The organism is Rhizobium sp. BK112, from assembly GCF_014193215.1.
GTDB lineage: Bacteria > Pseudomonadota > Alphaproteobacteria > Rhizobiales > Rhizobiaceae > Rhizobium > Rhizobium anhuiense.
Genome location: NZ_JACHYZ010000019.1, coordinates 81,279 through 101,337 on the forward strand (window position 1 = coordinate 81,279; position 20,059 = coordinate 101,337).

Consider the following 20,059-nt stretch of genomic DNA (forward strand, 5'->3'; position numbering starts at 1 on the left):
ATAAAGAGAAGACAAAGATATGCAATTTCTAGTGACTGGAACTGGGGGCTTCATAGGCTTTCATCTTGCGAGACGCCTATTGGAGGAAGGTCATTCCGTGACGGGATTTGATGGGATGACACCGTATTACGACGTTTCCTTAAAGGAGCGGCGGCACGCAATTCTATCCAACTACAGCAATTTCTACCCGGTTATCGCAATGCTAGAGAACCGTGATCGACTGTCAGAGGCATTCCAATACGCTCGACCGGATGTTGTCGTGCACCTGGCCGCTCAAGCAGGCGTGAGATATAGCCTTGAGAATCCTGACGCATATATTGGATCAAATTTAGTGGGTTCGTGGAACATATTGGATTTGTGCCGGCAGTTTCGACCCAATCACCTGCTACTGGCATCGACTTCGTCGATTTATGGAGCAAATAGCAAGATTCCATTTGGGGAATCGGACAAGGCAGACGAGCCTTTGACCCTCTACGCAGCGACAAAAAAAGCTATGGAAGTGATGGCGCACAGCCAATCGCATCTTCATAAGATCCCCACCACTGCATTTCGGTTTTTTACGGTTTATGGCCCGTGGGGCCGACCGGATATGGCGCTCTTCAAGTTCGTGAGTTCCATACTCGACGGCAAGCCAATTGACGTTTATGGACATGGACAAATGTCCCGAGATTTCACTTACATCGATGATCTCGTTGAAGCGATTGTCCGACTCATACCTGTGATTCCGCAGTCCTCGACGCCTACAGATGACGCGATAGACACTATATCAATGCATGCCCCCTTCCGCATCGTGAACATCGGGGGCGGGCAGCCGGTTGGCTTGGAGGCATTTATCGAGACTGTAGAACAGGCGCTGGATCAAAAGGCGTTGCGTAATATGCTACCTATGCAACAGGGCGATGTGCCTCGTACCTATGCAGCACCTGAGCTTCTTCAGTCGTTGACGGGCTATACGCCACAGACACCTGTATCTGAGGGCGTTCGGCGCTTTGTTGAATGGTACTCGCAAGCCCACTGATTGAACAATAAGACCACGAACCTGTCGAGTAACGTCTTGCTGAAACCCATCGTAGCGACCCTATTTGCGATCAACATGATGCTTGCCGTTGTGTTGGTGAGACTGTCGGTTGGTGGCCTTCCCGTAAGATTGCTTTTCGTCGCGGTGTTACTTGCCGTGGTGGGCGCGTATGCGCCTGGACTTATCGTTCGCGCGGTTAAGGATCAAAGAAATCAGATATTTCTCATTGCGTTTTTGACTTGTTGTGCATTGATATCTAGTGCGCTTGTAGGGGACGGCTTCACTTACTCCATAGGTCAAGTTGTTCAGATCCACATTCAAGCAATCGTCGGCTTGATTGTGGGATATTGCGTGATCACTGTTGTTGGTTATCAATCAACGGTTCTAATTTTTTTGCTGCCGATCGCGATTTCCTCAATCTTTGCCGCCTTGCAATTTGCAGGATTTTCGCCCGCTTGGTCCGCCTACGACGCACTGTCCGCATTACAGCCAAGAGATTTCGCAGATTTTGAGGGATTTGACACACACTATCGAGCGTTGGGTTTGTCATATAGTCCGGTTCACCTCGGAACGCAGCTCTGCCTAGCCTTTGCTGTAATTTTCGCGTACCGCATCAGTCAAGTTGGTCGGAGTGCGATCATGAGCGGATTGGACCGAAGACTGATTGCGACGGTTGCAATCACTGGCTTCGTGGCAATATGCTCTGGCAATCGCTCGCCCATGCTTGGCTTGGCTGTATTCTTCTGCCTCTATTTAGCTTCCGCTAAGCCAATGCTCGGGCTGTTAGCTGGCCTCTTCATGGCGGCTGCAGTTCTTCTTGGAGATTCCATTGTTGAGGCAATGAATTCCTCCGGGCTTCGTACATTCAACACGGAAAACAGTTCGGGCGAGGGACGGTTGGTCCTTAGCGTCTATGGTTCAATGTTGTTCTTCTATAGACCATTCGGATATGGGCTGTCTTTCGACAGCGTCGCTCACTATTCCGAGTACTGGGATTGGCTGAAAAATTATCCCAATTCTCAAGCGATTACGATCCATGCACTCCATAACTACTATTTGATGTTTATCAACAAACATGGGGTGTTGGCGCTTTTTGTCGTTCCATACTTGCTACGTGCTTTCGCAAAAAATTTGGTGGGCGTGCTCGCATTCGTCCCGTATCTCGTGCACATATTTTATCACAACGATGGTCCGCTGCAGGCAGACTTCATGTTCTGGTACATAATACCCTTGGTGGCTCAAAATCCGGCGTTCTACCCGCAGCAAGATCGAGAAATGACCCGAACAGTAGCTGCTAGGGAACCAGTTCAGGTGACGACGGTGCGGTGACGGTTGTGAGGTCACGCATTTACGCACATTGGCTATGTTCCCTCGTAGCGCTCCCGGCATTAGCATATGGGGGCGTCGCCGAAGTCCCTTTCCAGTTTTTTGCTGTTCTGACGTTCGCAACAGGCACGGTTGCGTTCGTTGTGATGCCCCGCGCGGCCGAGACAAAAACAATATGGCTTCTATTCATCGTCAGTTGTACGCTGGCAGCTGCCGCCTATTCACAGGCTTTGGATATCTCGGCTTTCATCACGCTCGGCGCGTCTTCCGAAAGCTTCGAGGGTATTCAGCAGAAGTCGATTTCTGTGTCCCCTGGGGCAACCGATATCGCGATTTTGCGATTACTCGTGCCTATTGTCATTTTCTTTTTGTTTCGGGCCGTATCGACCGGCAATGACAGCGCGTTGCGCTTGCTGAGGCTGCTCGGTGCATGGGGCGCCGCAATCGTTGTTGGCGCGCTCGTCCAGTTCTTCGTGGACCCTGATCATATTGTCTTCGCAGACAAGCTGCATTACAAGGAGAGCCTAACCGGCCCGTTTGTGAACCGAAATAATGCGGCCGCCTATATTGGCCTCATTCTGCAGATTCTCTTGGCGTTCATGCTCTATGGGCAGCGTATCGCACCCAAGGGCAGGCCCATATCGAGATGGATGACACCCTCACTCTTCGCGCTAGGCGTATTTGCGCTGCTCTTGACAAAGTCGAGGGCGGGCATAGCAGCCGCTATATTTGGTTGCTTACTGATGGCAGCATTGCTCCGCGCATATTCTTCCGGCGGCCCGGCGCGCCAAAAGCAACCAATGGTAATGCCTTCATTGTTCATGGGTAGCTTCATTCTTTCGTGTATTGCGTTGTTTGGTCAAGGAGCGATCATTCGCCTGACCACCGAAAAACTTGCCGATAGCCGGGTGTGCACGTATGGCTCGATTTTGTCTGGTATTGTGGCTGACGCAAACTTTTGGGTAGGAACTGGTTTCGGCGCATTTCGCTCAGCGTTTCCACGTTATCGGAGCCCAGATTGTGGAATAAACGGCATATGGGATAGGGCGCACAACTCTGTTCTGGAGGGCACCTTCGGCCTTGGCGTTATTTTCCTCATTGCGCTGATGTGTGGGATGTGGATTCTGTGCCGCGCCTATCTCGGCGGTATGAAGCTCCGCCGACGCTTCCGCCCTTTTGCTGCATTGGGTATAAGCGCGACCATTGCGCTACTTGCCCATTCCCTGGTCGATTTTCCTCTCCAAATACCGGGCGTTAGCAATCTCTTTGCGGCGGTTGCAGGAATAGCTTTTGGGATCTCCTTTCAAGACAAAAGCAATATTAGACCGCATGAGATCTCAGGTAATACGACATTAAAACAACTCACATAGTCTTGTCGGGCCAACGTTGCCCGAGTGCAACATCTTTAAAATAAATCGCGGAGCGCTCGAAAACGGCAAGCTGATCTGTTAAACGATTTCAAAATGTTAGGTTTGAAGGAATAAGGTCTTAATGGAAAGTGGTTCTAAGGCTCTTCCGGCGGTTGGCGTTACGATTGGCTTTGGCCGGACGTACGCTTCGCCGATCCGACCGCGATGATAAGTCGCTGGACCAGAAAGCGACAGTTAAAGTCACGACAAAGGGCCGTAAGGTTGGGATCGATTGCGCCCAAGTCGACATAAACAACAACTCTCCTCCTTTTCGTCGAAGCGGGCTCTGCCTCCAGCAAAGACGGTTTTGGGTGGAGGCCGTGGCGCCGCGCCAGATGTTCCTTCGGTTTTGGGGCGCAACATCAAGCACCGTCACCACGCGCGATGTTTTTCGTGATGTGCCGGAAATTAACGATACAGTAACTAACCTGGGCCGGGAGATTGTTTAAATCACTCCCACAAAATATGGTCCCTGCGCGAAAATGAGGTGAGGGAATGAGCTATTTTAAACTACGGTGCGCAGCTGCTTTTGTGGTGGTGTTCGGTGCTGGTCAAGTACATGCAGCTGTTGACGCGGGAGCATCGTGTTTCATCGCTCCCGCGAAAGCCAGCCCGGAGCAGTTGGACTCGTTCTCCTCTCAACCTGCCGATCTTACCACAAAATATCCGACGGGCGGTGCAGCAATGTCCTTGGAGGTCAGGACGCTGGCTGGAAGTAGGTTTGATAACGTCGACCGGCTTGTCCAACTCGCCGCCGGCGCCTCGCCAGGCCAAAAATCAGCGATTGGCGCTGGTTTGGCTTGGACAGCTCGGGCATGTGCCGCATCTCAGCCGGAATATGCACTTCAAATTCAAGAGAAGATCGCCGCTAGCGGCCTAGAGGAGGTTATAACGGCATTTCTTGGTGCCGCCAATGACACCGCAACTGCCGCCTTGGGTAACGGTGCCGCTGCTGCCGCGGCAGGAGATATCGGCAATACGGGAGCGGTCGGCAACAGTGGAAATGTCGGTGGCGACGTGGCGACCGCAACGACTGCACCGGCACGGTTGGCGGCCAGAGGCGCCGGGAGGTCAACGACCATCGTGACGAATGTGATTAGTCCAAATTAATTGTAGTGTTGGAGTTAGAATGCTGTCCCCATTTAGAAATGATGCCGCTGAACTCGGCAGTGAGTTTCGTACCCGACGCGATAACTTCGACGTTGACGCTATCCTCGCGATAATTCGGCGGCGTTGGACTCTTGTCGCCGTCGCGCTCGCAGCTGGGCTCGTGGTGGGAGCAGCTTTTCTACTAAGCGCTGTACCAATGTACACCGCGTCGGCCACTCTGCTCATTGACAAAAGCAATAGCGGTCTCCTCAGCCAAATGAGCGAAACCGGAGCCGCGGTTAACGACGATGCCGCGGTTTTGAGCGAAGTTGAAGTTCTTCGGTCCGATTCGGTCGCGCTTTCCGTCGTCGACAAATTTAAGTTGCAAGACAACGCAACCTTCATGTCGCCAAGCCAATCACTACGCAGCAGCTTGGCTCAACTCCTTGATTTGCGGCGATTCTTTTCCAGTTCAACAGAAGACCAAGATGCCGCAGACGAGGCGCGTGAAAACGCAGCCGCAGCTGTAAAAGCGAACATGTCGGTAAGCCGCGTTGGCCGAACCTACGTATTGAACATAGAGTATACCTCCAGATCGCCCGCCCTGTCTGCGAAAATTGTGAATGCCATTGCAGAGGGCTACCTACTCGATAAACTGAACTCGAAGTATGATGCGACGCGCCGTGCCAGCGACTGGCTGGAGCAGCGAATAGACGAATTGAGACAGAAGGCGCTTGAGACGGATCTGGCGGTACAGAAATTCAAATCCGACAATGGACTTCTGGCAACCAGCGGCCAACTCATATCCGATCAACAGTTGTCTGAGCTTAACAGGGCGCTCATTGATGCGCAGGCGGAGACTGCTAAGGCAAAAGCTCGATATGATCGTATAAAGATAATCATCGACGCTCATCGCACTGACGCGATCGTTACCGACGTTTTGGACAGTTCGATTTCGAACGATCTCAGAATGAAATATCTCGAAGCCTCCAAGACGGAGGCGGAAATCTCTGCACGGCTCGGGCCCAATCATACTCAAGCGGTTCGGCTCAGAGGGCAGATGGCCGAGTATGAGCGCATGATGTTTGAAGAGTTGGGTCGCATATCGGAGAGCTATAAGAGCGATTACGATGTGGCCCTTTCGAAGGAAAAGTCGCTTTCCGACAGTGTTGGGCAAGCCAGCAAAGTAAGCGCAGCAGCCGGGGAAACACAGGTTCAACTGCGTGAGCTTGAGCGCAAGGCCGATACTTTTCGTAACCTGTATCAGACGTTCCTGGCGCGGTATCAGGAAGCCACGCAGCAACAGTCGTTCCCGATAACCGAGGCGCGGATTATTGAGAAGGCTCAAAATCCGACTGTACCAAGCTATCCGCAAAAGCCGCTGACGCTTGCGCTGTTCGGTATCCTGGGCATTGCCGCTGGCATGTCAGCGTCTGCATTTCTCGAGTTTCAGGACAAGTATTTCAGAACTGGGGATCAAGTTCGAAACTCCCTCGAAATCGATTTCCTTGGATTTATGCCTGCCATTAAAGATGGCGCGGCAAATCATGTCATGACGCATCCAATGTCGATGTTCGCGGAGACCTTGCGAGCTGCGAAGATCGCTATTGAATCCGATGAAACATCTGGTTGCCGGGTTGTCGGGGTGGTCTCGGCGTTACCCGGGGAGGGCAAGTCCACCGCTGCAATAAACTTGGCCCACTTGCTGGCGGCAGAGGGCAGCCGAACGTTGCTTCTTGATGCGGATTTCAGGCAACCAGGAACCTCCAAGCTTTTGGCGCCAAATGCAGAATCTGGTTTGCCCCAGATCTTGAACGGTTCCGCTTCGGCCGCAAATTTGCTTATCCGTATCGAAGAAAGTGGCGTTGAATTTATCCCAGCATTGGTCAACAAACGTGTCTCAAACTCAGCGCAATTACTGTCGTCGAAGGCAATGGCAGATTTTCTGGCAGCCGCTCGCACCAAATTCGACTACGTGATCATTGACCTCCCACCTGCAGGGCCGGTCATCGACGCTCGAGCTATGGCGCCCCTCATTGACAGTTTTATGCTGGTCATAGAATGGGGGATGACGTCGCGTAAGGTCGTGCAAGCTGTTTTGGGCAGTGAGCCTGCAATACATTCAAGAATGATCGGTGCGGTTCTCAATAAGGTCGACACTAAAAAGTTAAAACTTTATCGATCGCATGGTTCAGTCGAATACTATCACTCCAAATACTCAGATTATTACTTGGAAGAAAAGTAGCGCGTGAAATCCATTTTAGGTGGGGCGCTTTCGATCGCCTGCGGGCTATTGACAATATTCGCGGGAAGCGAGTTCTATAAAACACTTCGGTTCAGCGATCTAGTATCGACGGCTGCTCGTGTCGAGAGTGGCCGTCCTATAAGTCAGAAAGCAGCGCAGCGCGCGGCCGTGCTTGCGATGGAGCTCGAACAGTCTCACGGTTGTCGGGAAGATTTGGTGATGCCGGCGGTAACTGTCATGCTTCGCGCCGTCGATGAGGCGGCGGAGAAGCCAAATCTTTCTGCTTGGGTCGATACGCTCACTCGCGCCGACCGATATATGAAATTCGCTCTTGGGTGCTCGCCGAAAGAGGGAAACTATTGGCTCCGCTTTGCGATGCTTCGCAGGCTCCAAGGTGAAAACACCGCCGAGCTCGCGGCCTTGATGTCGTTGTCATCCAAATATGCGCCAGTCGAGCCCGACGTGCTTAGTCTTCGGATGCGAGTATGGCTTAGTCTTCAACCTGTCACCCGCTCGGCCGGCGCCAGTGCCCTCGCGTCGGATCTGGTGCACTTTCTGGAGCATGCGCCCGCTCAAGACATCAAGGACTTCAGCCTGGCCGCTGACTCGGATATGCAGTCTAGGCTGATAGACGCCAGACGAAAGTGACGCATTTAGAAAGCGTCTTCACGAATTTTCGCCTTCTTCTACCGGCATCATCTTGCGCTTTAAGAAAAGGTTTTTGAGACGACCGGGCAGCAGAAACAATAGTTCGGCCAGCAGAACCAGCGACTGTTTTCTGAAAAAAACAAGAATGATCGCGACATAAATCAGAGCACCGGTTAGTGCTGCTACCATTGCAGCAGCAATCGGCGGCATGTGCGACAGTAGCAAGCCTGCCAGGGGGAAGACCATGGCAAACATCGCCAAACTTGCGATACAATACGGCGCGCTTCCTTTGACGACCGATGCCCCCGAAATCCCAAATGACTTCTGGCTAGCCGACAGATAGAACGCGCAAGTCAGGAAAGCGCTTATGACAACCGCTGCCGCAACGGTTGAGGGGCTGCCGGTCGTCGCTGTCAATGCGAAGAGAGCAGACGAAACGATATCCAGGATGCCAAGCCTCCTCAATTTTGAGGTGCGGTCACGAGTTTTGAACAGCGTTATCGCGACCATTTTTAGAACGGCCGGCACGATCTGAAGCGAGAGAAATGTTAAAACGATGCTACTCTCCGCCCACTTCTCGCCATACAAAACATGCGTTAACTCAGGAGCAATAGCACCGCATCCGATATAAATCGGAGCAAGGATCGCGAGCAGCGCGGATGTCACGCGTATATAGGGCTCAATGGTGTCCCGGTCGCGGAGCTTTGCAAAGGTAGTGACAAGGACATTTGCGATTGAATCCAGCAAGAGCGAATTGACCGCCTCGATCAATCGTCCGCCGACCCGGTAAATTGCCAAAGCGGCTGGACCAGCGAAGGCAGCAAGAAGAAACTCAGGCATGCGGCCCGACAGATAACTCAAAAGCCGGAATTGAAGGATTGGCGCCGAATAGGACACTATGCGTTTTGCGTGCATAACGCTGAATACTAATTTGGGCCGATACGGTTCCTCATGCCAAAGAATCACAGCCGATCCGAGGGCGCCGGCGACCCTGGAAACAATGAGCGACCATGCTCCATAACCTAGCAAGGCCATGACGATTGCCACAATGCCAGTTAACAGCCCGTTGATGAAGTTCCGAAGAGCCGAGATCTTGAAGTTGAATTTCTTTCGGGCATTGGCGAGGTTAACGACACTCATTGCGTTCAGGACGATAATGGGTGCCATAGCGGCCAAGTACACCGACGTGTCTGCGCTGAAGAAATGGTCGACAAACGGCGCTATCACACCGCTTTGAATTGCCACGCACAGGGCGGCCAACATCAAAAGAAGCCAGAAAGCGGTGGCTGTAGTATCGCCATCAGGGTCATCGTCACTTCGGATGATGAAGTCGACAATTCCTTCCTTGAATACGATTGTGAAGACGTTGTTGATCAGCACTGCGAGCATCACCAGGCCGAACTGCTCCAGCGTTAAGTGACGAGCAAGTATTACGAAAACGATAAGTGTGGTTAATTGGTTAGCCGAATTGGCAAATGATAACCAGCCAATACCTGATAGGGATTTTGCCTTTATCGACATATTAGTTAAAAACACTTTCGAATATTGCGGCTTCCTGTTCGATGTAACGGCGTATACCGTAGCGTTCTTCAATTAAAGCACGCGCAGCGGGGCCGGTGTTTTTCCCTTCGGAAGCTCTTCGGAGGGCATCGGCGAGTTCGAGATCGCTCGTTCCGTCCGAAAGATACCCGGTCACGCCGTCTTCTATGAGATCGCTCGTGCCGGGAATGTTTGTCCCCACACAAATCAAGCCGGTTGACATCGCTTCGAGCAAAACCTTCGGCAAGCCCTCGTGCAAGCTTGGCAAGACAAAGTAGCGATAATTCTTCATCGTGCCAGCAAGCTCTGTATTTGGTATACTGCCCAAGAGGCTCACTTTCGCGCCGAGAGCTTCAACGAGTGCCTCTAGATCCCCCTTAAGCGGACCTTCACCGAACATATCAATCTCAAACCCGCCACGTTGGGCGGCACGTATCAGATTTGCGAGGTTCTTTTGCGGAGTCAGCCTGCCAACGTAGATAAATCGCTCTTTTTCTTCAACAGTATTTCCCGGCGCAAAAAGCTCAGTATCGACATAGGTCGGCACAAGGTGAACTTTCGATGAGGACTCCGTGCGTCCGCGAATTTCCGTCGCGGCCTGTTCTGAAGTTACAACGACCGCATCAGCGAGCCGAAGTCCGATCCGCTCTACTAGGCGCGCGAGGAACGCCGCCCGACGCTGGCCATTCAGGCGAAACCGCCGCGAAAGGATGTACCCAAATCTAAGCAGGAGGGGCCGGCGCGTACACACTTTTGCAATTAGAGCGGCCCAACTGCCACTTATCTGATTGGTTTTGAGAGCGGCAGACGCTGCAATCCGACGATAGTGATGCAATGGTCCGAAGATTGAATGCAACAAAATTACCGATTTGGTCGCCTTGCGTGAAGGCACCAGAACATCAAACTTCTCGTAAAGTGGGTCCGCGGCGCGCAAATCGCTCAAAAGCGTAAGGTCGGAGCGCGAGTAGCTGAAGATATTAATTTTATCGAACACGCCAACCCTTATATATTCGCTGAGGTGGAGAATTTCTCGATCGAGTATGCCAGCCTTTTTCCAAGCGGTTAAGGATCCAGACAGCGAAAGAAAAAATGTCAATGTCTGCATCTAGGGACAGCATCCTCGTAAGGTTTGGGTGCGACAACGTCAATCGGGACAATAGACGTGCTCTAATATAAACGGGTGAATAAAACATTCTTCAACATTGCTCCTACACAACGTTTGCGAAAGATAACAGATGTATATGAAGGCATTTTCGGTCTTTTCGGCTATTTTGATCGCCACGATGGTCGCCTGTTCGTCCCTCCGAGCAGAAGAGTTCGTACCGAATTCTCAATGCGGTCTTCAACCGGGGGCCAAAATAGTCCGTGTAACAACGCTCGATCCTAAAGGGAGGGGGAGCCTTGAGGAGGCAGTGAGAACGTCCGGAGCGAAGATAATTGTTTTCGATGTCGGGGGCACGATCAGGCTTGAGTCTGATATCGATTTGCGCACCCCGTTCGTAACCTTAGCCGGCGAGACGGCGCCTGAACCGGGCGTAACGCTTGTCGGCGGGACGCTTCGCGTGCATAGCCATGACGTCTGTATTCGCCACATCGCCGTACGACCTGGTCCGTCAAGCGATCCTGAGGTCTCAGGCGTGCGAGATGGCATCGCGATTGGCGGAAACCCCGCGAAGTACGGTGGTGCGATTCAAAACGTGATTGTGGAAAATGTTAGCGTGAGTTGGGCGATCGATGAGAACCTCAGCGTCTGGCATGCCGGCACCAACAATGTTCAGATTAGAAACTCAATTATATCTGAGGCTCTGCGAGCTGCGGGGCACCCCAAAGGGAATCATTCGATGGGTCTGCTGATTGGATCAGATGTGTTCGATGTTGACATATCTGGCGTACTGTTCGCACACAACAACGACCGCAATCCGCGAATTAGTCCACGGACGATTGTTTCGTTGTCAAACTCGGTTATCTACGACCCAGGCAAAAGGAGCACCGAGATATTTTTAGATTGCGCAACCGGGAAGTACCCGGTTCGTCTCCGAGATAATGTTTTGATCCCTGGATCAAGCACTTACAGGAAGCTTTCCCAGTACGAATTTGTTGACGATGCTTCTCGCGATTCGATTTCTCCGGATTCCGACTGCAAAACCGGATTTGATACGCTGACGATGGAGCGAGGAAATGAAGCGGAAATTACCGAGTCCGTTCTCCGGTACGCTGGCTCACGCCCAGCTCACCGGAATGAAGTTGACGCCAGAATCGTAAAAGAGGTTCGATCTGGTGGCGGCGCGATCGTGGACAGTCCACCAGAAAGTGTACAAACTTCGGAGGCGTCTTCGGGAGAGCGAGCGTTCGCTCTACCGAAGACGCCTTTCGCTAAGGCACCAGACGGGCGATATGAGATCGCTGTTTCATTGTGCAATGCCCATCTCAAGCTGGGCGGCGCGCCTTATCGAGGATGCGAGGCCCAAATGTAATTCGGCCCCGCACGAGTCGCGCTCAACTCGCTTTGTTCGCGCTGCTCTTCTTGCCAACAGCGAAATAGCTGAAGCCGTGGCGGTTGACTTCGGCGGCAGAGTAGACATTGCGCAGATCGACGATGGTTGGCGTCTTGACCGTGGTCTTCAAGCGCTTGAAGTCGAGGGCGCGGAACTCGTCCCATTCAGTGACGAGAACGATCGCATCGGTATCCTCCGCGATTTCATAAGGGTCTTTGCCGTAGATTACCGGTCCGAGCATGCCCTTGGAGGCTTCCATGCCTTCGGGGTCATAGGCGTGGACGGTGGCACCGCTATCGAGAAGCGCTTGGACGATGGTGATCGAGGGGGCATCGCGCATGTCGTCGGTGTTCGGCTTGAAGGTCAGGCCTAGAACGGCGATCTTTTTGCCGCGGACGCTGCCGCCGCAAGCTGCGACGACCTTGCGGCCCATGGCGCGCTTGCGGTTATCGTTGATCGCAACCGTCGTCTCGATCAGGCGCATCGGGCTGTCATAATCTTGCGCCGTCTTGACGAGGGCGAGCGTGTCTTTCGGGAAGCAGGAACCGCCATAGCCCGGACCGGCATGCAGGAACTTGTCACCGATGCGCTTGTCCATGCCGATGCCCTTGGCGACCTTCTGCACGTCGGCGCCGATCTGCTCGCAGAGGTCAGCGATTTCGTTGATAAAGGTGATCTTCATCGCCAGGAACGCGTTGGCGGCATATTTGATCAACTCGGACGTGCGGCGCTCGCAGAAATAGAGTGGTGCTTCGTTGAGATAGAGCGGACGATAGACCTCGCGCATGGCTTCGGTCGCGCGTGCGTCCTCTGTGCCGATGACGATGCGGTCCGGGCGCTTGAAGTCGGTGATCGCAGCGCCCTCACGCAGGAACTCCGGATTCGAGACGACGGCGATGTCCTTACCCGGAAATTCTTCGCGAAAGATGCGCTCGATCTCGTCGCCGGTGCCGACCGGAACGGTGGACTTGGTCACGACGACGGTGAAGCCTGTAACTGCAGCGGCGATCTCGCGGGCAGCAGCATACACATAGCTCAGGTCGGCGTGACCATCGCCGCGACGCGACGGCGTACCAACGGCGATGAACACCGCGTCGGCGGCGGCGACGGGAGCCGCCAATTCCTTGGAGAAGTCGAGGCGGCCGGCCGCCCGGTTATGTTCGATGATCGCGTCGAGGCCCGGCTCGAAGATCGGCACTTCGCCACGCTCCAGGGCATCGATCTTGGCTTCGGACTTGTCCACGCAGGTGATGTGGTGGCCGAAATCCGCAAGGCAGGCACCGGACACAAGGCCGACATAACCCGAACCGATCATAACAATACGCATTGATAGTCCTTCTATTGATCCAAACTCTGGTGTTGTTGGAAAGCTGAAACGGTCAAACGCATGACGCCCTAGACGATGCAGTATAGTCGTATTTGTCTGCGAGCAACGACGTCGGCGGTTTCAGCGGTTTAAGGGAGTTAGAAGCCGTTTCCGCCTCGCAGTTCACCGGCGATCGTCCCGAAGATGATCTTCAAGTCGAGCCAAAAACTGAAATTATCAATGTAGTAAAGATCCGCATTTATTCTGGCCCGGGCCTTGGCGGGCCGATCGGTCGGTCCTCGCAGACCACGCATCTGAGCGAGCCCGGTGAGACCGGGGCGCATTGAATGGCGCCGATGATAGGCTGGGACGAGTTCTTCATAGAGCATCCCGCCGGCGAGCATGCCGATTGCGTGGCATCTTGGGCCTACCAGCGACATATCACCGCGAAGCACATTGAAAAGCTGAGGTAATTCATCCAAATTCGTTTTGCGCAAGATCCTGCCTAGAAACGTTATGCGCGGATCGTTCTCGACAGTTTGAATAACGCCGCTCGGATCACATGCTTCAGACCGCATGGAGCGAAATTTGTATACCGTGATCTTCTTCCCATCTTTACCCCACCTTGTTTGCGAAAACAGCGGGGAGCCCCGCGTCTCAAGCCTGATAAGCACCCCGATGACGACAAGAAGCGGCGCCAGTATCAGTAACGCAGTGGAAGATGCATAAATATCGAAGAGCCTTTTTAAAAAGAAATCCCACCGAGCGGAGCGAGATGCCGCTTGTCCAATAGCTAGAACATCAATGCAATCTGATGGAGTATTTTTGTCGTTGTCAATCTCTGAGTAAATATTATTTACACTATCTTTCGTCGTTACCGTCAACATGTGCCGCTCTTAAACCGAATTCGATTTGTGCTTCCTTTACTTTCATCCCCAGCCGACGTCACCTCCAAAGTTAATCATTGGTTAATACCGAGGCGCCTTTTTTGGGTCAATGTTGGACCGTGATTTACCTCAATATTTCTCAGATTAGGATTGGATTTCGAGCGGTTTATAGACTCATTTTATTGACCAGTGGACAGAGAGCAGGAATGAGATGGGCAGCAAAGCTGAAAGCCCAGTCAATTAGAGGGCTTTAACAGCAAGTATGGAGAGTACGTCTACTTTTCTCGGCAAGGATTAAGCTCAAATATCTCGCAGGGCTAGAATGGTACACAGGTTCAACAACCTTATCTGCGCATTTGGAGTATCGACCTATGTAGGGAGGCGATGTTCTGCTCATATAGACTGGAAAGCAGCCCCCGGGGTGGCAATAGGGTTGATAACACGGCGACTGCAGCCAATGGTTACTTGTTTACTCCCCGCAACTGAGCAATCGTAGCCCGTAGAACGGATGGTCCGATCGCCCCAGCTTTGCGAACTCCGCCGCGCTCAGAAGCTTTCGCCAATTCATCGCATTGCCACCCCACCGCAACAACTCAGCATAGCGATACTTCTATTAGTGTGCCCGTCAGATCGCGAAGTCGGGAAACAAAATCCGCATGACAGTAGAAGATTGATCAGCGTGAGCGTCTGAGAGGGATAAACGAAGAATAATGTGCTTTCAGCTCCGTCTCCGGTGCCGTTGGCCGTTCACGATCATGCCGTCCCTCGCATCGCCCGCACTAAGGCGGCAACCCGGTCAACCGATTACCCTCACCACGAGGTCTACGCCCAGTTCCATTTTCACGATCTGCGAAGCGGCCGTGATCGGTTCCGTCGGCAGCCTCCTGGCAGGCCCGAATGGTCCGCTATCGTCGAAGCCACGGCTGGCATCGGTTCCGCAGGCAGCGTCAGAAGACTGCCCTTCTGGCTAACATCGCTCCGGAGAGGTTCAGACGCTTTGCAACGTGACCTGATTGCGTCTGCGCCACGGGCACGCATAACGTCGCGTAGATAACGTGGGAAGACTTTGATGGAGGGCCGCGGTGAAAGAGTTCACTGAGGCTGATAGCTCTCCCGACGCCTAACGTATCTGGCTTTGGGCGGGGGAGGGCTCTGCTGACTTCGGCGCGGACCACTTCTCCGATGATTTTTGATCCCAAGAGGCACCCATGTCGGTCGTCGCGGCCCGCTGACCAGACGACTTATTGAAAATAGGCAAAAGTCACAGTGATGTTCGGCTGGTGTTCGCCGTCGGCATTGCTGTGATTGATCTCAGCTGTCTCGGACACGGCTTCTCTGGCTGCTGACACAAATTGTGGCTCTTCCACGTTGGCCTTCACCTTGGCCCAGTACTTAGGATTGTCTCCGGTCTGTGCCATCACCCAACGTAAGTCCGTCTTACGCCATTCTTTGATGGCATTGAAGCGGTTGTCCAAGACTAGATCGCCTTCAGAGGTCTTAGCGACCAATACGGCGTGTCCTTCGCCGTTGCTCGTTATGGCAACAGCAATTTTCAAAGATTCTGATGACCAACCCAATTGCATGAGCTTCTTGCGTTTTGTTAGCGCAAAGTCCTCGCAGTCGCCCGCTGTGACGTCTATGCTCCAGACGTCCGCTCCGGGCTTGTCATTGATCGGACGTATAGTGTGATTTACGGAATTGTTTACCGAGATGAGCTGCGACTTGCGGTTTTTGTCGAGCACCATAATCAACGGACCACCCGTGTTGACGCATTGATCTTTGTGCTGCATGCAAAAAACAACGCTTGCGAAAGGAGCAAGAGTCTTTGGCCCTTCGCCGATACGTACTAAGCTGCTTCCGCTATCGCGCGTCAGAGCACTTAACCCCGTTGCAGTGAGAGGGCTCGTTGAAGCGACAACTGCTGTGGCCGCCACGAATGCAGCCTTCACGCCAATTGTTATTTTTCCAAATCTGGCCATTGCCCGTCCTCTTTGATGGGCCCAGCATGCATGCGCCCTCTAGAGATTTCGTGCGAGAAACCACTAAAATTCGAGCGAAATGTCTCTTTTTGGAGCCCTTGGGGCCCGCCTATCTACAGCCGAGTACGTACTGCGCTCACGTCGACAAGAGCGTTAAGGCGCCTCGCACAAATCTGACGGCAGGGAAATCATGCCATGAACACAAGATTTTGCCACTAGTCCAATGTAATTATTTGAGAAATCGCAATGCCCAGTCAGGCAATAGCTTCCAGTTTGTCGACGCTGAACATGTTTGCAGCGCGATGGAGTCGCGTCACTAATTCCGTCTTTAGAGACTCATCAGGGGGAACTATGGAGCACGTTCAGGTGGATGGACAAGCCGTGTCGCAGTTCGGCCCGTGTACGCTGGCGCATTGCCTCTGTTCCAGAGTCGATGCTGTTGCCGCTTGCATTCGGGGTGCCTACTAGGAACTGCCCCTTTAGGCTCGCCCCCGCAAGCGTCTTTCGAAAAGCGAAATGCTCCGAAGCCGTTCCCGCTGCCGAGGCCACGCTCCATGTTGTCCTAAGCGCCAGACCCTCTTTCAAGTGCGGAAGGTCTCCTACCCCACGGCCCGCACTCTGACGGTGGGTACATCGGCACGACGCCCTGTTGCGAACAGGGCGTCGTGCCTCGCCAACACAACTGCTGCTCGCTAAGGTCGGGATGGCTTGAACACACCCTGACAGGATCCGGTTACTAAACAATAAAATTTGGCAGGGTGCATCAAAATACCGATTTGCGCTATTAAGTAGTCCTTAGACAAGAAGAAACGGATGTCGGGCAAACTGGGATTCGGCGCCTGAAAAGAGCCAGATGAGACCTGTCGATCGACGCACTACTGCAGGGCCTAGAAAAACAGGTGGAGCAATCGATCTCTACCATCCGCACCCAAAAGGACCGTATCACAGCACTCGTGGATGATCAGCAGGTCCTGATCGCAAAAAACGAGGCGTTTCTGAACGATGGAAAAGCTATCTACAAGGGACGCCTGTGCATTCTTACCGCGCTCGCTGAGTGAAGGCACTCTTTCGAGTCTGGAGCCTCGCTGTCGGCTACAAACGTTCGAGTTATGAGTGGATGCTGAACTTGAGGTCCGGCCATTTCTATCCGCACGTCAACTTCCCTAGTGGTGTTTTCGCCACCACCATGTCAGACAGTTGCGTCGCCGCTTTCAGACGTGATCAATGAACGACTGTCAAACGAGCGATCCCCGCCTCATCGGCCGCACGCAATAGCGCTTCCCGAAATTGCTCTGGACCGATCTGTCCGTTAATCGCATCGACACAGGCTTTTACAGCCGCGGCATATTCCTCGCCCATACCGGAAGGCCAGTCTTTGATCAGAATATGTGCTGCATCACCGATTGTGCATATGATCTTGTGTGCAGTCTGACCGCGCAGTGCAAGCCCGACCGGCGTAAATGCCGACGATGTGTTCCAGTTCATTACCCTCGACCCCTCAAGGCACGGATGCTACTATCCCCAACGGCGATATACGTGTGTAATCTAAGTTTGGATTGAAGAATATGGCCGATGGCTGCTGCGTCGCAGAGCTGCCGTCTGCAAAAGGAGAGGGCGCTCTACAACCTCATGCCGGAGCGCCATGGGCTGCGTCGGTCCGTGTTGCATTGATGGGCGACGGTGGAGCGTTCACATGACGGGATTCGGATCAAATTGCAACTCTGGCATCGCAACCAATATATCAGCTACTTCATGCATCAAACGCCCGTCGTTTGGCGGTCGAGATCAGGTCCTTGAAGTGATTAACGATCCGACCTTCGCGGCTTGCGTCCTCAGCCTCCCAACCGAACTTCCACGCGTCGTGACGCGCAAGCCAATCCGCGAGAGCAACGGTACCATCAGTGTGCATCCTATGAGGTTCGAGGTATGGGTTTTCGTGGGCCCTCACTCCCAGCACCCGCGCCCTTGAGCCAGCCTCCTGTAAATCAATCAGCTTCAATTGTCATAGGCGCCCCCCACGATGGCGGCAACGGTAACATCGCGGTCTGCGCATGCAAGCGATTCCTAAATAATGGCTTAATATGGGACAGTTACGACTGGACGTAACTGCCGTGTCTGCTTCCACATTGTCTCCACAGCCCGATCTGTGATCGGCTTTCCATCAACGAGCGAAGGGGGTTCCTCCAACAGGCGCTGGACAACCCCTTAATATTTGGGGGTTGGGTTCCGAGCACTACACACTAATTTACTACCGCTGGCTGATTTGCCCGTATGCCTGACACCAGGCACCCCCATGCGGGCAAATCAGTCGGATATTGTTCGCTGCAGACCACGAGCGGTCATGCCGGGTGCCAAAGAATAGCTCACCCGGTCTCGGCCGCCGCTTCGTGACAGCCTCCTATCGAAAGGCGCTAGGGCTTCGCGCCGAGCGTCTTTGGACTTCTCTCGAAAGTCCTCGTTCGCTTTCTGACGACAACGACATCGCCTCTGGCGATTGGCGTTGCGTCATCTTCGTTCCACTGCCAGCACCATCGGCATGGCCCAGCTCTTGCCGAAAGGCCATCTGAGAAGCTTGACTTGGTCACCATCCACCTGAGCTTCCCACTGGGCGTAGAATTTTCGTTGAAAGCCGTTGAGGCGGACGCTTTGGCAGGCAATGGGGCCGCCATCGAAGTTAAGTGCAATCTTCAAATCCAACGGAGCGCTCTTCAAAAACTCCGCCAGGCCAGCGAGCGGGAAGAATGCTTCCTTGGTCGTCCCTACGATGATGCGGTGTCCGCCATCCTCCGCGACGAACGTTCGGTTGGCTAACCAGCGACTTACTGCTTTCACATGAGTTTGTCCGTCCGAACCAATTAGAAGGGGATAAGACACCATAGCATTGGTCGCGCCTGTCAATGCCGTCTGCCAGGTCTGGTTCGACAGTTCCTTGATGGAGGCAAAGCCATCGCCAGCAGTGAAGGCTCCTGCCTTTGCGTCGTACGTGGTTGGTCCTATGGCGACGCCATCACTGATTATTGGTGTGTCTGGTCTCCCTTTTAGATCATAATAGCTGCCGTTGACGATCAAAACGGCGGTAGGCAGCGCCTTCTCCCATTCGTCGATCCCCTTGTCCCCATTGGCTGAATTGAGTGCCACAAAACGAAAGAGGGCTGGATCGATACGATTAAGCAAAATGCGGTCGACTTCTTTCCCGTCCGCGATCACCGGCAATTCCGCTACCTCGAAACCCTTCTCGACCTCGCGCCAAGTGAAGGGCCCAGATTGAGCAATTGGGGGAGGTTCTTTGAGAGCCAATTGCATGGACGGCGAGAGGCGTGAATCGTCCGCCTTTAGGGTAATCCAGTACGTCCCACCGCGTCGGAGAAGGGTGTTGAGGCCATAAGCGCCGTGGCGTTGCCATACCCAACCCAGACAACCAGCAAATACAAGTACCAAAACGGCTGCACCTACCAGCGGTCGCTTGAGTTTCACAGACATTCTTCCTTGGCGAAAACCGCCCATTAGGCGGTGAAATTGGCGGGACCAAGTCTGTGATTGGTGAACACCCTCAGAACGATCCGGATCGGGAGGTCGCGTGGTCACAGATGGGTATTGGAAACAAGATGTAAAATTGCGCAACAATAAGGCGACCTTGGAGAAATAATTGACCGCTGCTTGTGGCATTCCTACCCACGGAGACATCTGGTTCTTTCTCGATTACAGAAATGGGATAGCATCTCGGACTCGGCCTTGGACACGAAGTGACATTGCCAGCGGGAAATGTTCGGGACCAATCTGCCGCGTTGGAAGGCCGGTCATCCTTGAGCAGGATATGCGCTGCTCGCCGACCGTGCATATGATCTTGTGCGCTCTCCGGCCGCTTAGAGCGAGCCAAGTGGCCTAAACGCCGACGTAATTCGGCATTTACCAGCTTTCAATCTAAAAGTACCTTCATCTTGGACGCTTTGGTTGTTTTGTTTACAATAAAATTGCTAACAAGGGTTGTGTTGCTTGCTCTTTATTAAAATTGGATTTCTCGTAGGTCGCTCCTATTTTTTCGTAGACCGCGCCCATTGGTGCAGAAGTTACAGGACATCCTATGGGTACTTGGGGCAAAGACGTTTTCGAAAATGATG

General features: G+C 53.2%; 16 protein-coding genes. 8 read left to right on the plus strand and 8 right to left on the minus strand.

From position 1 onward, the window contains the following. Nucleotides 1–19 precede the first annotated feature (19 nt). The 6 genes from FHT75_RS32650 (at nucleotide 20) to FHT75_RS32675 (ending at nucleotide 7,735) form a co-directional block, all read left to right on the plus strand. A complete protein-coding gene (locus FHT75_RS32650; RefSeq protein WP_097623557.1) occupies nucleotides 20–1,018 on the plus strand; it encodes an NAD-dependent epimerase in 999 nt (332 codons plus the stop codon). 36 nt (nucleotides 1,019–1,054) lie between these two features. Beyond that, nucleotides 1,055–2,347: an O-antigen ligase family protein gene (locus tag FHT75_RS32655; protein ID WP_097623572.1), complete on the plus strand. Its 1,293-nt coding sequence runs from the start codon at nucleotides 1,055–1,057 to the stop codon at nucleotides 2,345–2,347. Continuing rightward, nucleotides 2,344–3,714 carry an O-antigen ligase family protein gene (locus FHT75_RS32660; protein WP_097623558.1) on the plus strand — a complete coding sequence of 457 codons (1,371 nt, stop codon included), beginning with the start codon at nucleotides 2,344–2,346 and terminating at the stop codon, nucleotides 3,712–3,714. Before FHT75_RS32655 ends, FHT75_RS32660 begins: the two co-directional genes overlap by 4 nt. Before the next feature lie 534 nt (nucleotides 3,715–4,248). Beyond that, nucleotides 4,249–4,863 carry a hypothetical protein gene (locus FHT75_RS32665; RefSeq protein WP_097623559.1) on the plus strand — a complete coding sequence of 205 codons (615 nt, stop codon included), beginning with the start codon at nucleotides 4,249–4,251 and terminating at the stop codon, nucleotides 4,861–4,863. Between the two features lie 19 nt (nucleotides 4,864–4,882). Next, on the plus strand, nucleotides 4,883–7,087 hold the full coding sequence (locus tag FHT75_RS32670) for an AAA family ATPase (protein ID WP_097623560.1): 2,205 nt from the start codon (nucleotides 4,883–4,885) through the stop codon (nucleotides 7,085–7,087). A gap of 3 nt (nucleotides 7,088–7,090) precedes the next feature. Then, nucleotides 7,091–7,735, plus strand: coding sequence for a hypothetical protein (locus FHT75_RS32675; RefSeq protein ID WP_245445238.1), 645 nt, complete (start codon nucleotides 7,091–7,093; stop codon nucleotides 7,733–7,735). 18 nt (nucleotides 7,736–7,753) lie between these two features. Here FHT75_RS32675 and FHT75_RS32680 read toward each other — a convergent pair whose 3' ends face one another. Both FHT75_RS32680 and FHT75_RS32685 read right to left on the minus strand, forming a co-directional pair. Then, nucleotides 7,754–9,328 (minus strand): oligosaccharide flippase family protein, encoded by a 1,575-nt coding sequence (locus tag FHT75_RS32680; RefSeq protein WP_245445239.1) that lies wholly within the window; start codon nucleotides 9,326–9,328, stop codon nucleotides 7,754–7,756. Further along, a complete protein-coding gene (locus FHT75_RS32685; protein ID WP_097623562.1) occupies nucleotides 9,258–10,379 on the minus strand; it encodes a glycosyltransferase family 4 protein in 1,122 nt (373 codons plus the stop codon). The genes FHT75_RS32680 and FHT75_RS32685 overlap by 71 nt, the downstream gene beginning before the upstream one ends. Nucleotides 10,380–10,509: 130 nt before the next feature. Here FHT75_RS32685 and FHT75_RS32690 point away from each other — a divergent pair, with 130 nt between their 5' ends. Next, nucleotides 10,510–11,748: a pectate lyase gene (locus tag FHT75_RS32690; protein WP_097623563.1), complete on the plus strand. Its 1,239-nt coding sequence runs from the start codon at nucleotides 10,510–10,512 to the stop codon at nucleotides 11,746–11,748. Between the two features lie 22 nt (nucleotides 11,749–11,770). Here the strand turns inward: FHT75_RS32690 and FHT75_RS32695 are convergent, their stop codons facing one another. The 3 genes from FHT75_RS32695 to FHT75_RS32705 all read right to left on the minus strand — a co-directional run bounded on the left by FHT75_RS32695 (nucleotide 11,771) and on the right by FHT75_RS32705 (nucleotide 15,941). Next, nucleotides 11,771–13,096, minus strand: coding sequence for a UDP-glucose dehydrogenase family protein (locus tag FHT75_RS32695; RefSeq protein WP_097623564.1), 1,326 nt, complete (start codon nucleotides 13,094–13,096; stop codon nucleotides 11,771–11,773). Between the two features lie 137 nt (nucleotides 13,097–13,233). After that, entirely contained in the window at nucleotides 13,234–13,959 is a 726-nt protein-coding gene (locus FHT75_RS32700) for a sugar transferase (RefSeq protein WP_409527381.1), read from the minus strand. Between the two features lie 1,244 nt (nucleotides 13,960–15,203). Then, nucleotides 15,204–15,941, minus strand: a complete 738-nt coding sequence (locus FHT75_RS32705) for a transglutaminase-like cysteine peptidase (protein ID WP_210299152.1) — start codon at nucleotides 15,939–15,941, stop codon at nucleotides 15,204–15,206. An 899-nt stretch (nucleotides 15,942–16,840) separates the two neighbouring features. On the opposite strand from FHT75_RS32705, the gene FHT75_RS32710 reads away from it, so the two are divergent. Further along, on the plus strand, nucleotides 16,841–16,999 hold the full coding sequence (locus FHT75_RS32710) for a hypothetical protein (RefSeq protein ID WP_179877585.1): 159 nt from the start codon (nucleotides 16,841–16,843) through the stop codon (nucleotides 16,997–16,999). A 163-nt stretch (nucleotides 17,000–17,162) separates the two neighbouring features. Here FHT75_RS32710 and FHT75_RS32715 read toward each other — a convergent pair whose 3' ends face one another. The 3 genes from FHT75_RS32715 to FHT75_RS32720 all read right to left on the minus strand — a co-directional run bounded on the left by FHT75_RS32715 (nucleotide 17,163) and on the right by FHT75_RS32720 (nucleotide 19,625). Continuing rightward, nucleotides 17,163–17,426 (minus strand): DUF982 domain-containing protein, encoded by a 264-nt coding sequence (locus FHT75_RS32715; protein WP_097623567.1) that lies wholly within the window; start codon nucleotides 17,424–17,426, stop codon nucleotides 17,163–17,165. Between the two features lie 265 nt (nucleotides 17,427–17,691). Next, entirely contained in the window at nucleotides 17,692–17,940 is a 249-nt protein-coding gene (locus FHT75_RS36120) for a CrpP-related protein (RefSeq protein WP_245445240.1), read from the minus strand. A 506-nt stretch (nucleotides 17,941–18,446) separates the two neighbouring features. Next, a complete protein-coding gene (locus tag FHT75_RS32720) occupies nucleotides 18,447–19,625 on the minus strand; it encodes a phosphodiester glycosidase family protein (protein WP_245445241.1) in 1,179 nt (392 codons plus the stop codon). Nucleotides 19,626–20,059: the final 434 nt, after the last annotated feature.

What these genes read in the sequence shown, in the direction of transcription:
- FHT75_RS32715 (WP_097623567.1), bottom strand. Translation starts at nt 17,426, where the DNA reads ATGAACTGGAACACATCGTCGGCATTTACGCCGGTCGGGCTTGCACTG.
- FHT75_RS32650 (WP_097623557.1), top strand. Translation starts at nt 20, where the DNA reads ATGCAATTTCTAGTGACTGGAACTGGGGGCTTCATAGGCTTTCATCTT.
- FHT75_RS32690 (WP_097623563.1), top strand. Translation starts at nt 10,510, where the DNA reads ATGTATATGAAGGCATTTTCGGTCTTTTCGGCTATTTTGATCGCCACG.
- FHT75_RS32695 (WP_097623564.1), bottom strand. Translation starts at nt 13,096, where the DNA reads ATGCGTATTGTTATGATCGGTTCGGGTTATGTCGGCCTTGTGTCCGGT.
- FHT75_RS32720 (WP_245445241.1), bottom strand. Translation starts at nt 19,625, where the DNA reads ATGTCTCCGTGGGTAGGAATGCCACAAGCAGCGGTCAATTATTTCTCC.
- FHT75_RS32670 (WP_097623560.1), top strand. Translation starts at nt 4,883, where the DNA reads ATGCTGTCCCCATTTAGAAATGATGCCGCTGAACTCGGCAGTGAGTTT.
- FHT75_RS32665 (WP_097623559.1), top strand. Translation starts at nt 4,249, where the DNA reads ATGAGCTATTTTAAACTACGGTGCGCAGCTGCTTTTGTGGTGGTGTTC.
- FHT75_RS32705 (WP_210299152.1), bottom strand. Translation starts at nt 15,941, where the DNA reads ATGGCCAGATTTGGAAAAATAACAATTGGCGTGAAGGCTGCATTCGTG.
- FHT75_RS32685 (WP_097623562.1), bottom strand. Translation starts at nt 10,379, where the DNA reads ATGCAGACATTGACATTTTTTCTTTCGCTGTCTGGATCCTTAACCGCT.